Raw genomic sequence first — 11,552 nt, 5'->3', positions numbered from 1 at the left:
CATCGTCGCCCTCGTGCTTGCAGGCGCGGCCGTGTATGCGCGCGCCAGGACGCGTCATCGCTCCCGTTCGCAAAGTTCCTAGCATTTAAAACAAATGTTCGTAAAAATATGCTATACTGCTAGCGAAACGAAGGAGCCAGTGCAAGCGCTGTTTCGTCCGCCGCGGCAGAAGGCGGGCGCAGCCCATAGATGGCGGCGGTGTTCCGCGCCGCCCGTACCACGCTTGCAAGATCCTCCCAGCCCAGGAACCGAAGGGAAGCGAGGTGTCTTGCCATGTTCGCATGCGCGTCTACGGCAGGGTGCGCGAAGGCGGCCGCGAGAGCCCGTCACGGGGATGATCCCTTGAAAGCAGGGCCGCCTGTTGCCGTGCCCAGCACGGTGTGCTTCGAGGGCGATGCGTGGCCGTGCCGTACCGAGGGGAGGCTGCCATGAGCGGTGGGAGCCTGTGGGAGCGCGAGCGCCTGCGTCCGCGCGACCTGCCCAGCCTCCAGGAGCTGCTCGGCGCATGCGACCGGGCCCTGCTGCGGCGCGTGATCATCGAGGATTTCGCCGAAGGCCATGCCTGCGCCGACAGGGCACGTCGCGAGGCGATGGCGCAGCGGCTCGATGGCTCGCTCGATGCCATGGCCTCCCTCCAGGTGCGGCGCGGGCCGACGAAGGGCTGGGTGCTGGCCCCGCGCGAGTCGTACGTGCTCGACGCCCGAGGAAGCACCCTGGCGTGGCGGCTCCACGCCGCCCTCGTGCCTTTGCTCGACGTGGCCGCAGCAGAGCGCCTCGTTCGTGCCGCGCAGGTGCCTGCGACTTCGTATGCCCAGGCGAAAAAGGCCGACAAGCGCCTGCGATTCCTTGCGCTGCGCGCGGCGGACGAGAAGGGCGGCGCAGGCGACGTGGACGACTGGGGCGAGCGCTGCTATGCGCTCGCACCGTGGGAGGAAACGCTTGGGTGCAAGGTGTGGCTCGGCGGGGATTGGTGCTGCCGCGAGCGCTACCGCGTGCTCGCAAGCGCGTTCTGGGAGCTCACGTTCTACGGGTTCGAGTATGACCTGGTTCGCGCGCGCACCGCCTGCGAGAAGGCCGCGCGGTTGACGGGCGGGCCCGATCCGGCAGGCGAGGAGGCCGAAGCCCGCAGCGCGGCGCCCTCCGGAGGCTTGGCGTCCGCTTGCGGCCTGCAGCCGCCCGACCGCTTCACGGTCGAGGCGCTCGGCCGCCTTGCCCGGCGCGTCGCCGTGCTGAACCACCAGGCCCACTGCGCCTTCTTCGAGCAGATGCTCGATTTGGCGCGCCGCATGGAGAGGGGGTGAGCGGCATGGACGTCCTGCAGCTGTCGCACGCAGGGAGCGTGCGGACCCTCTGCCGGCTGATCCAGGGGATGGATCGGCCGGTCGTGGTCGCAGACGGGACCGACGAGGTCATGGTCGTGCTGTCCCCGTCCGCTTTCGAGGGCGTGCTGCTGCGAGGCGGGCGGGGAGGACGAGCCGGCCGCAGCGCGTTTGGGAGCGGTTGCGCCCCGGAGGGCCGCGCCGAGGACGCTTGCGGATGCGGAACAGGCCGTCTTTCAGAATGACGGAAGGCGCCCTTGGGCGCCTTCCGTGGTTGCCGTTCTATCAGAGGGCGGCGTTAGCCGGCGACCTCCACCAGCGTGATCTCGAAGTTCAGGTCCTTGCCTGCCAGCTCGTGGTTCATGTCGAACGTGACGATGCCGTCCTCGATGGCCTCCACGAACACGGGGAACGACTGGCCGGCCGGGCCGCGCATGTACACGGTCTGCCCCACGGGAAGCTGGTCGCCGTTGGGGATCTGGCTCACGGGCACCTTCTGCACCATCTCCTCGCGGCGCTCGCCGTACGCCTCGGCGGCGGGGATGTGCACGGTCTTGGTCTCGCCCTGCTCCATGTCCTTCACCGCTGCGTCGAAGCCGGGGATCATCTGGCCGGCGGCGCAGGTGAACTCGATGGGCTCGCCGCGATCGACTGACGAGTCGAACTTCGTGCCGTCGTCCAGCGTGCCCGTGTAGTGGACCTTGACCTTCTTGCCTTCGTTGCTCATGAACGAGCTCCTCTCGATTTGAAACAAAGTGCATCCAGTCTACCCCACCGCGGAACGCGGCTCCTCCGCTGGATGCAAACCCTCTCCAAGTTGCCACAAGTCCGTCAAGGGGACGCCTGCGCCATCGCGATGGGATGGCTTCGCGGCCGTGCCGTGCGCCGACCTCTCCGTAAGCGCGATGCTCGGGCCCTAGCGGCTCGGCAGCTCGGCCACGTCCAGCAGCGTCATCTCGAAGTTGAGCGCCTTCGCAATGGCCTCGTGGTTCAGGTCGAACACGGCCTTCTCGTCCGTGAGCTCCACGAGCCTGGCCGGGTAGGTCTGGCCCGTGGGGTCCTCCAGGTTCACCATCTCGCCCACCACGAGCTTCACCGAGGCGGGTATCTTCGCGCGCTCCACCTCCATCACGCGTTCTTCGGTGCGCTCCTCGTAGGCCTCGTTCGCGCCCACGTGCACCTGCCGCGTCTCGCCTACGGCCATGCCCCGAACGGTGTCGATGAACGCCGGCGGCATCCATCCGTCCAGGCACGGGAACTCGATGGGCTGCTCCGTCTGGTCGATGAACACGGAGCCGTCGTCAAAGAACCCCTTGTACGCCACCTTCACCATCTTGCCCGTGTTGTCCACGTCGGGCCTCCTCTTCTCGTGTCGTTCGCCCACATGCCGGAAGGCCGGCCGTCCGGCCGTTGCGGTGCCGCGGCTTTCGCGGCTTCGGGATGCGGGCGGCGGTTTAGTCCTTGCCCTCGGCCAGGTCGGCCAGCGTGACGCGCTGTGCTGCCAGCTGTGCGAGCGGTTCCAGGAAGTCCTGCTCGTCCGCCGCGAGGCCCCGCCGCGCCAACGCCATCATCTCGTCGACCAGCTCGGCCACGGGCCTTCCGTACACCTCGGCCTCGTATCCTGCGGCCATGAGCGCATCCTTGGCCGCCTCCACGGCCGCGCCGTCCACGCCTTCGAACAACGCGTCGAGCGCATCGAGGTTCTCCACGTGGTAGAACAGCCCTTTGATCAGCGCCGCGTACGCCACCACGTAGGGCACGGGCATCGCGTCGGCCGGCCTGATCTCTATATAGGTCTTCAGGCGCACGTCGTTGAAGAACATGGACACGGCGTGCTCCACCTCGGCGCGTGTCATGGTGCGCTCGGCGTATATCTCGCCGAACGTGCGCTCGGAGTAGCACCACTGCTCCTTGCGGCACGGTATGAGGATGGCCGGCGTGTCCAAAAGGTACTCCGCATAGCGGCGCAGGTCGAAGCCCGGGTCCATCACGCCGGGCACCAGGCCGCAGCGGTCGGGGTCGCAGTACCGCCAGATCTCGGTGCGCACCAGCTCGTGGGTGCGCGGCGCTCCCTCGAAAACCGGCGCGTTGTCGCAGACGAGCGAGAACAGCGGCACGAGCGCGAACGCCAACCGCAGCTTGCGCAGGCAGTCCGCCGTCGACCAGTAGTCTATCGACACCTGGGTCGACGCGCTGCCCCGCATCATGCGCGGCCCGAACGGCCCCTTCTCGCCCAGGTACAGGTTCATGAACTTGTAGCGCCGCTTGGGGATGAGCTCCAGGTCGAGCGCCTTGGCGGAGGGGTGGTAGCCCACCGTGAGCGCGCGCTCGCCGTGGGGTGCCAGCACGTCGTCCAGCGTGCGCTCGAACCGCTCGAACGTCGCGCGTGCGTCCTCGAGGCTCGCGAACGGGCCTGCCGAGAGCTCCACCTGCGCCGCCGGCTCGATGGTCACGGCCTCGCCGGGCCGCGCCACGCCCAAAAGGTCTCCCTCCGGGTCGCGCGTCGTGCGGGGGAACTCGGCTTCCAGCTGGCCCAGCAGCCATTCCACGCCGTAGGGCCCGCTGTACGCCACGGGGCTCATATCGTCGTGCACGAGGGTGTGCTCCAGCTCGATGCCCAGCTCGCCGGCTGTCCCGGCCGGCGTGATGCCGCTCTCGAAATAGGCTACGATGGCGTCGATGTTACTTGCGCGAGCAGGCTGGCCGCCGGAGGTTTCCGGCCCTTCGTTGGTCGCGGCGGATGCGTCCGCGACGGCTGTTTTATTCATGTAGCAGGCTCCTGTAAAGCATTGGTCCGTGCAAGGTTACGTTACTTTGTATACAATACCCTTTTGGTTGCCGCGCTTGTCGGCAAAATGGCATCAATTCGCTTTTCCACTCGGGGACGAGGCTGCGCTTGGACGCTCATATCACAAAAAGAACAGCGGTCCTGCTGCTGCTCGACATCGTTGCGACATACGCCGCCTACTGGCTCGCATCCTTGCTCACCGCCGTCGAGGACGAGGTCTTCGTCAACAACGAGATCTACTTCATGCTGGGCATCCTGGCGCTTATCAACGTGGCGGTGCTCGGCCTGTTCCGCCTCTACAACAACCTGTGGGAGTACGCGAGCGTCGACGAGGCCATCCAGATCATGCTCGCGGTGGTGCTCTCCACGCTCATCGGCGCCGTGTTCCTGTGGATCATCGACGTGCGCCTGCCCATCCGCGTGTTCTTCGTCTCGTGCTTCCTGCTTATATTCTTCATGGGGGGCATACGCCTGGTATTCCGCGTCATGCGCCAGAAGAAGCGCGTTCTGGGGTCGGCGCAGCGCGCCTGCGACCGGCCGCGCACGCTCATCGTGGGCGCGGGGGAGACGGGCTCGCTCGCCATCGGCCGCATGGCCTCGAAGGACCCGCTCATGCCCGGCGTGGCCATCGTGGCCACTGACGACGACGCCTCGAAGCGCGGCAGCCGTATCCACGGCGTGAAGGTGGCCGGCACCACGGACGACATCGTGGAGCTGGTTGATCGCTACGACATCGAGCAGATCGTCGTGGCCATCCCCTCGGCCTCGCTCGAGGAGCGCAAGCGCATCTACGGCGAGTGCACGAAGACCGAGTGCAAGCTGCGCACGCTGCCCAACATACGCGAGCTCTCGCTCGACGAGATAGGCGACGTGCGGCTGCGCGACGTGGACGTGGCCGACCTCCTGGGCCGCGAGGAGATCATCCTGAACACCCGCGCCGTGTCCGGCTACATCGCCGGCGAGTGCGTGCTGGTCACGGGCGGCGGCGGCTCCATCGGCAGCGAGCTCTGCCGGCAGCTGTGCCGCGTGGCGCCCGCGCGCATCGTCATCTTCGATATCTACGAGAACGACGCCTACATGCTGCGCAACGAGCTGCTGTCCGAGTACGACGACATCGAGATAGTCATCGAGATCGGCAGCGTGTGCGACGAGTCCCGCGTGGCCGAGGTGTTCGCGAAGTACCGCCCTGGCGCCGTGTTCCATGCCGCGGCCCACAAGCACGTGCCGCTCATGGAAGCGTGCCCGCGCGAGGCGCTTCACAATAACGTGTTCGGCACCTTGAACGTGGTGAAGGCGGCCGACGCGTTCGGCGCCGCGCGCTTCATCTTCATCTCCACCGACAAGGCCGTGAACCCCACGAGCGTCATGGGCGCCACGAAGCGCATGGGCGAGATGGTGATGCAGCTGTACGCGCGCACGTCCAAGACCGTGTTCTCCGCCGTGCGCTTCGGCAATGTGCTGGGCTCGAACGGCAGCGTCATCCCCGTGTTCCAGCGCCAGATAGCCGCCGGCGGCCCCGTGACGGTCACGCACCCCGAAATCGAGCGCTTCTTCATGACCATCCCCGAGGCGTCGCGCCTGGTCATCCAGGCGGGCGGCATGGCGCATGGCGGCGAGATATTCATCCTCGACATGGGCGAGCCCGTGAAGATCGTCGAGCTGGCGAAGGGTCTCATCCAGCTGCAGGGCCTCGTGCCCGACGTGGACGTGAAGATCACGTTCACGGGCCTGCGCGACGGCGAGAAGATGTACGAGGAGCTGCTCATGGACGAGGAGAGCACGCTTCCCACCGACAACAAGTCCATCATGATATCCACCGGCCAGGAGATCAGCTACGACGAGGTGGCCGCCAAGCTCGGCGAGCTGGAAGCCGCCATCGGCAAGTCGGACGAGGAAGCCGTCCACATCCTGGAGTCCGCCGTCCCCACCTACCACCACACGAAGAACTGCGCGTAGGCTCACCCGATGGGGCCGGCGGTTGCCTGCAGCCTCCTTATACGGATGGTTCTGCCTTGGGCGTTTGCGGAGGAGCGGTGCGCGAAGCCGGGCGGGGAAAAATTCGCAGGACGGATTTGCGCCATAGCGCACGCTAGACGCTAAACTATACGAGACGGCAATGCTGCGTTGCGCCGTATGGTGCGGGCAAGGTGTTCGAGAGGGTTTTTCTGACGGGGTAAGGCGAGGTGGGGCAGTGGCGGTCGTCTCGGCATCGAACGAAGCAATCGGCCTTTTCGTGAACTCGCCTGTTTTCCAGGTTAACGTGGGCCAGGGTGCGGCGGTTGCTTCTCTTCCAAGGGAGCTGCCTCCAGCATGCGCGCACTTCGTGGACAGAAGCGCGGAGCGCGGTCTGCTGGAGGATGCGTGTGCGGACTCTGCCTCGACTAAGGTGGTTGTCGTTGACGGGATCCCTGGTGTCGGCAAGTCTGCCCTGGTGAAAAAGTGGGGAAACGAGAAACGGATCGATCATTTCTCCGACGGGCAGATCTACCTCGATTTCGCCGCCTCGGAAGAAGGAGGCGCCTCTCCGGTGGCCGATATGCTCCGATCCAAGCTTTCCCAAATGATCGGCCCCGATGCCGTGTCCCGTACGCGTCCTTCAGATCTGCCCGCCCAATACCGCAGCTTCACCTGCGACAAAAGCATCCTCGTGGTTTTGGAGAACGTGTCCAGCTATGCGGAGATAGAGCCCTTCGTTCCGAATTCGCCGTCCTCGCTCGTACTCGCCACAAGCTCGAGAACCGATATCGATTCGCTCGAAACCGAGATCACCCATGTTTCTCTCGGCGAACTGGACGTGGACGATTCGCTCGACCTTTTCGTCCGAGTTGCGTACGGTTTGTCGGGCGAGGAGGTGCAGCAAGTCCTTCCGCATGACGAGGTGGAGGAGATCCATTCGGTGCTCGAGCATTGCCTCGGGCTTCCCTTGGCCATACGGGCCTGTGCAAGCATCTTACGGCGGAAGCGCGTCTCGTCGGCGAAGGAGCTGCACCGAAAGCTCATGCGCTCCGAACAAGACGTTTTCCGCTGCCGAGAGATGGACGAGGTATGGCGAGAGTGTTGCAAGGCCCTCGATCCGCGCTGTCTGGACGCCGCACTCGGGTTCGCAGCGCTTCCGGTTCCGACGGCTTCCCTTGGAACGCTTGCCGCCATATGGGGTACCGACCCTTCCGGAGCGAGGTCCATCGTGGAGGAGCTTCACTGCTTCGGGTTCGTCTCTCTCGACTCTCCTGCGGATGGCGTCGGAGATGCTTCCTTGTCGAGTGAGGTGACGCTTCTTCGCGTTATCCGGGCATACCTGCAGGCTCAGATGCTCGGGGATGGGTCTCTTGGCGAGGTTCAAGAAAGCGTCCATGCCTTGCTGCTCTCCCATTTCCGGGTGTTGTCCCAAGAGTTGGATCATTCTTTGAAGCCCGCGCGCCTTCGCCTGTACGACCGGATTCCCTCGAACGATCTGGTGCGCGATATTCTCAAGGGGAGGACGGAATTCGAGGTGTTCGAATCCGAGTCCGGTCTCTTGGGCGCTGTTCCCCAGATCATAAATGCGCACCAAGGCGTCGTGGGGGATGCTTGGGCAATCGGCGATGCGCTCTGGTTCTTCTATAGCGGAACCTTTCGTTATCAAGCAGGATCCGAGCTGTTCTCGGCTTGCTCGCGTTCTGCTCGGCAGGCAGGAAACATACTTGCAGCCTCGCGCTTGACGGTTATGTCGTCGGGTATGGAGGCAAAGCTCGGCAAGGCCGCCGAGGCGCTCGGTTCCATCGATGCCGCCATTGTCGAATGCGCGCCGCTGGGCAGGCTCGATGTTATGTGCATGTTCCACGAGTTCCGCGGAATCTGCCTGGCTGAGCTGGGATGCGAAGGCGATGCGGTAGCCGAGTTCACGTATGCCCGCGCTGGCAACGAGTCGCTGGGCAACAAGCGCGGATGCTCCATCCAAGACCTTCTTCTCTCCCGAACGTATCGGAGGTTCGGAAAAGCGGAAGAGGCTGAAAAGGCTGCGCGCCGTTCATTGGACGAGGTCGACAAGAACCGCGATCGGCACACGTATGCGAAAAGTGCGCAGGAGCTCTGCTTCGCATTGCGTTCGGCAGGGAAGCACGGGGAAGCGCTTGCGTATGGGAAAGACGCTGCCGAGATCTTTGCGGAGCTGGGTGAATATCGGCGGGCTCACGACACGCTGTTCGCGATAGCCGAGTCACTCCATGCCCTGGCGGATGACGATGATGCAGAAGCCTTCGCCGGGGAGGTCCGCGATTATTACGAACGCGTCGGGCTTTCTGCGGAATACGAGCAGGTTAGCCGCTTTCTGGAATCCTTGCACACCTGATTACCGATTCGCCGACAGTGTAGAGGGTCTTGCCCATGCGGTACGTTCCGCGGAAGTCGCCTTGTACGAGGCAGTAGGCGAGAATCGCTGCGAGTACGTTCCGGTCGGCATGTGCTGGTACCTTGAACGGAACCTGCGTTCCATTTCTGTCTGACAACTGGCCCGATGAGCCTTGTTGGAAATAGGCGCATCGGGCAAAGGGGCTGGCATCTTGCCACCATCCGGCGGCGTCGCGGTTCTCGAGCACTAGGCAAGAGGCCGATTGGACCAGTCGGTAGTTCCTCTCTGCGGAAGACGCCACGAGCAGGGTCGAGTCGGACCGAATGCCCGAAGGGCCTACGGAGGAGGGCGTTCTTCTCATGTCGACGACCGTATCGGAGGTGCGGGCGAAGCCGACCCAGAAGGAAAGCGGCTTGCAAGTTCTTGGAATCGGCGGCTCCAAGGCCAGGGGCAGCACGGCGGTGCTCGACGGCTCCAGGCCGATCAGACGGTAAGCCAGCACGGCAAGCCTTTCCATGGAGCTTCCGACATAGGAGAAGGCGGCGTTCGGTCGCTTTTGCGCGCCGCGGCTCGCTTGCCTGCAGGTTGTTTCTGCGAATTCGGCGATCTCACGAGCCGTTTCAACTGCCTTATTCGAGCCCATGGCCTGCACGATTGCCAGGTCGCCGTTAAGCGCGTCTTCGGGATAGCTCAAAAGGCAGGTGGGGGTTCCCAGCATGCTCGCATAGGTTGATACGGATCCGTGGTCCCCCGCCAGACAGTCGGCTGCGACCAAGGTCGCCTGCCAGCCGCTCTCGAAAGGGATGAGCTTCAGCCCGCCTGCAAGGGCGTCTCTTAGCCAGGTCTCTATTTGCCAGGGCCCGTGTCCCATCCATATGTTCGGATGGAGGATCGCCGCGATGGCGAATTCGTCGGCAGGGAGCAGGGAAAGGAGCTCGGAGAACATCTGCGGGCGTGCCGAGAAAGCCGAAAGCCTACCCCATGTCGAGGAGAGCACGACCAATTTCCTGTCTCCGATGTCGAGCGCATCCCTGAACTCGTCCCGACGGTGTCTCGCTTGGAGCATGGAGTCGAATACGGGGTCTCCCAGCACCTCCGTCTGGCAGCGGTCTCCGAACACGCGGGCCTCGTCTTCCGAGACCAATCCCACTATGCGGGGGAGGATGGTTCCGGGCCCTTCGTCGAGCCAGTTCGAGTGCGCCGTGTTCGCCCCGGCAACGGATCGGACGCTATTGTGCCCGACACCGTGGGAAAGCATGATGATGGGTGCTTTGATCTCGGGCAACGGGTCGAGAGCGCTTTCGATGAGAGCGAGGTCGTACGTTTCCAGCACGGCGTTCTTCCAGGGGACGAAGGGAAGCCCCCTCTTGTTTATGGCAAGCTCGAGCTCGTTCGAGAAAACCGACCGAGGTTCGGATACAGTGAAAAGAACCTGAATCCTCGGATCAGAGAAGAGGTGCCTTGCCAAATCCGCCGATCTGACAAGGGTGGTAGGACTTCTGACCATTACGAGCACGGTTTTCTCGAACGCTACGGTCCTCGGTCCTCCTCCGGGTTTCAGCAGCGGCGAGGGGGGCTTCGAACAGTCGTCGGGGGGGGGGGGCTTCATTGTCTACCTTACGATGTTCGTTTGGACAACGGGGCTTTTGATGAAAATACCCGAGGCGGCGTTCGAGGCGGTCGTCGTCTGCGAGCTGCCGAGATGATTCTCCATGAGATCGCACCAAGATGAGAGGAGCTGGTTGAAGTCGGGGTCTCCCTTTGCCAACTTGGCCGCTTTTGCGGCGAGCTTGTCGGGATCGGCCCAAGAGCCCATCGCCTTCAACTCGTTTTCATCCATATCTTCCTTCCGCCCTGCGAGTTTCTTGAACAGGGCGATGGTGGCCGCGCCCAAGGCGGACCCGAAAGCAGAGAGGCTGCCGCTCGCGAGGCCGTCGAGGCATGCTTGCATGAGGCTGGGCAAATCCATGGCCCTCCCTTTCACCGTGTGTGGATGTTCTTTCATTGTATGGTCGCTTAGTCATCATTGCAAGGCTCTGATCGGGCGGGAGCGGCAGGCACGCCGTGAGGATACTGCTCGATTGCACTAAGGGGAGTTTGGCGCCCTGCGCAAAGCTTCGGTAGTTCGGGTAAAGCCGAATTTCGCGATAATGAATCTCGTGCCGACCGGCCGTGCGCCCGCCGGCATCTCTTTTGGCGGCCGATGGCAAAGCGGCCCGGAGGGGGCTCGCTTTGACGGGAACGATGGGGTGAACGATGGAGCGAGAAGGAATCGTGTACGGGTATGCGCGCGTGTCGGCGAAGGACCAGAAGCTCAGGCGGCAGATCGACGCCTTGACGGATTTCCCCGTTGCCGAGGGCTGCATCTACGCCGACAAGGCGAGCGGGAAGGACTTCGAGCGGCCGGAGTACCGCAAGCTGGTCAAGCGCCTTAGGCCTGGCGACGTGATGGTGGTGAAGAGCATCGACCGGCTGGGGCGGAACTACGACGAGATCCTCGAGCAGTGGCGCATTCTCACGAAGGTGAAGCGGGCGTTCGTCGTGGTGCTTGACATGCCGCTTCTCGACACGCGCAACGACCAGCACGGCATTACCGGCGTGTTCCTGGCCGACGTGGTGCTGCAGCTGCTCAGCTATGTTGCGCAACTTGAGCGCGAGAACATCCGGCAGCGCCAGGCGGAGGGGATCGCGGCGGCTCGGGCGCGCGGCGTGAGGTTCGGCCGGCCGGCCATCGAGGTGCCGAGCGCTTATCGGCCGATCAAGACCGCATACCTATCGGGGCAGATCACACGCAAGGAAGCGGCAGAGCACCTTGGCGTTTGCCCCCGGACGTTCGACCGGTGGCTGAAAAGGGACGCCGAGGGGGAAGTCGCTTAGCGCTTATGGCAACCGGGGTGTTGAATAACCCGCTCGGCATGGTTTTCGTTGCCAAAACGTAGACTTTTTGTCTCACGTAACACTTGCTCGCCCTCACATACAAGGGCACCCATCCGACCTGCTGTTTCTCTTTCGAATGAGATTATCGGGCATCTCCGCCAAAAAGTCTACGTTCTTGCGGCCGTCGGTGTGGCAGCAACGTGCACCGACGGCCGCAGCATCCGATCATGCGAGCGAGCAT

General features: G+C 63.8%; 9 protein-coding genes. 4 read left to right on the top strand and 5 right to left on the bottom strand.

All coding sequences use genetic code 11. The features are described from left to right. Positions 1-428: 428 nt before the first annotated feature. Positions 429-1,301, top strand: coding sequence for a hypothetical protein (locus GPA_RS00530; protein ID WP_015538643.1), 873 nt, complete (start codon positions 429-431; stop codon positions 1,299-1,301). A gap of 316 nt (positions 1,302-1,617) precedes the next feature. On the opposite strand, the gene GPA_RS00520 is transcribed toward GPA_RS00530, so the two are convergent. The 3 genes from GPA_RS00520 to GPA_RS00510 form a co-directional block, all read right to left on the bottom strand. Beyond that, on the bottom strand, positions 1,618-2,046 hold the full coding sequence (locus GPA_RS00520) for an FKBP-type peptidyl-prolyl cis-trans isomerase (protein ID WP_015538641.1): 429 nt from the start codon (positions 2,044-2,046) through the stop codon (positions 1,618-1,620). Between the two features lie 189 nt (positions 2,047-2,235). Further along, positions 2,236-2,670, bottom strand: coding sequence for an FKBP-type peptidyl-prolyl cis-trans isomerase (locus GPA_RS00515; RefSeq protein ID WP_041238679.1), 435 nt, complete (start codon positions 2,668-2,670; stop codon positions 2,236-2,238). A 103-nt stretch (positions 2,671-2,773) separates the two neighbouring features. Then, positions 2,774-4,087, bottom strand: coding sequence for a glutamate-cysteine ligase family protein (locus GPA_RS00510; RefSeq protein WP_015538640.1), 1,314 nt, complete (start codon positions 4,085-4,087; stop codon positions 2,774-2,776). A 128-nt stretch (positions 4,088-4,215) separates the two neighbouring features. Here GPA_RS00510 and GPA_RS00505 point away from each other — a divergent pair, with 128 nt between their 5' ends. Then, entirely contained in the window at positions 4,216-6,063 is a 1,848-nt protein-coding gene (locus GPA_RS00505) for a polysaccharide biosynthesis protein (RefSeq protein ID WP_041238678.1), read from the top strand. Positions 6,064-6,298: 235 nt separating this feature from the next. Continuing rightward, positions 6,299-8,434 carry a tetratricopeptide repeat protein gene (locus GPA_RS00500; RefSeq protein WP_041238677.1) on the top strand — a complete coding sequence of 712 codons (2,136 nt, stop codon included), beginning with the start codon at positions 6,299-6,301 and terminating at the stop codon, positions 8,432-8,434. Here the strand turns inward: GPA_RS00500 and GPA_RS00495 are convergent. Next, on the bottom strand, positions 8,403-10,043 hold the full coding sequence (locus GPA_RS00495; protein ID WP_231847534.1) for a hypothetical protein: 1,641 nt from the start codon (positions 10,041-10,043) through the stop codon (positions 8,403-8,405). The genes GPA_RS00500 and GPA_RS00495 overlap by 32 nt on opposite strands. A gap of 3 nt (positions 10,044-10,046) precedes the next feature. Then, positions 10,047-10,403 (bottom strand): hypothetical protein, encoded by a 357-nt coding sequence (locus GPA_RS00490; protein ID WP_015538638.1) that lies wholly within the window; start codon positions 10,401-10,403, stop codon positions 10,047-10,049. A gap of 287 nt (positions 10,404-10,690) precedes the next feature. Between GPA_RS00490 and GPA_RS00485 the strand changes: the two genes are divergently transcribed. Further along, complete coding sequence (locus GPA_RS00485) at positions 10,691-11,311, top strand: recombinase family protein (protein WP_015538637.1); 621 nt, start codon at positions 10,691-10,693, stop codon at positions 11,309-11,311. The last annotated feature ends 241 nt before the right edge of the window (positions 11,312-11,552 follow it).

Origin of the sequence: Gordonibacter pamelaeae 7-10-1-b (assembly GCF_000210055.1) — a bacterium.
In the GTDB taxonomy this organism is placed as follows: domain Bacteria; phylum Actinomycetota; class Coriobacteriia; order Coriobacteriales; family Eggerthellaceae; genus Gordonibacter; species Gordonibacter pamelaeae.
This window is presented reverse-complemented; position numbering and strand designations above follow the sequence as displayed.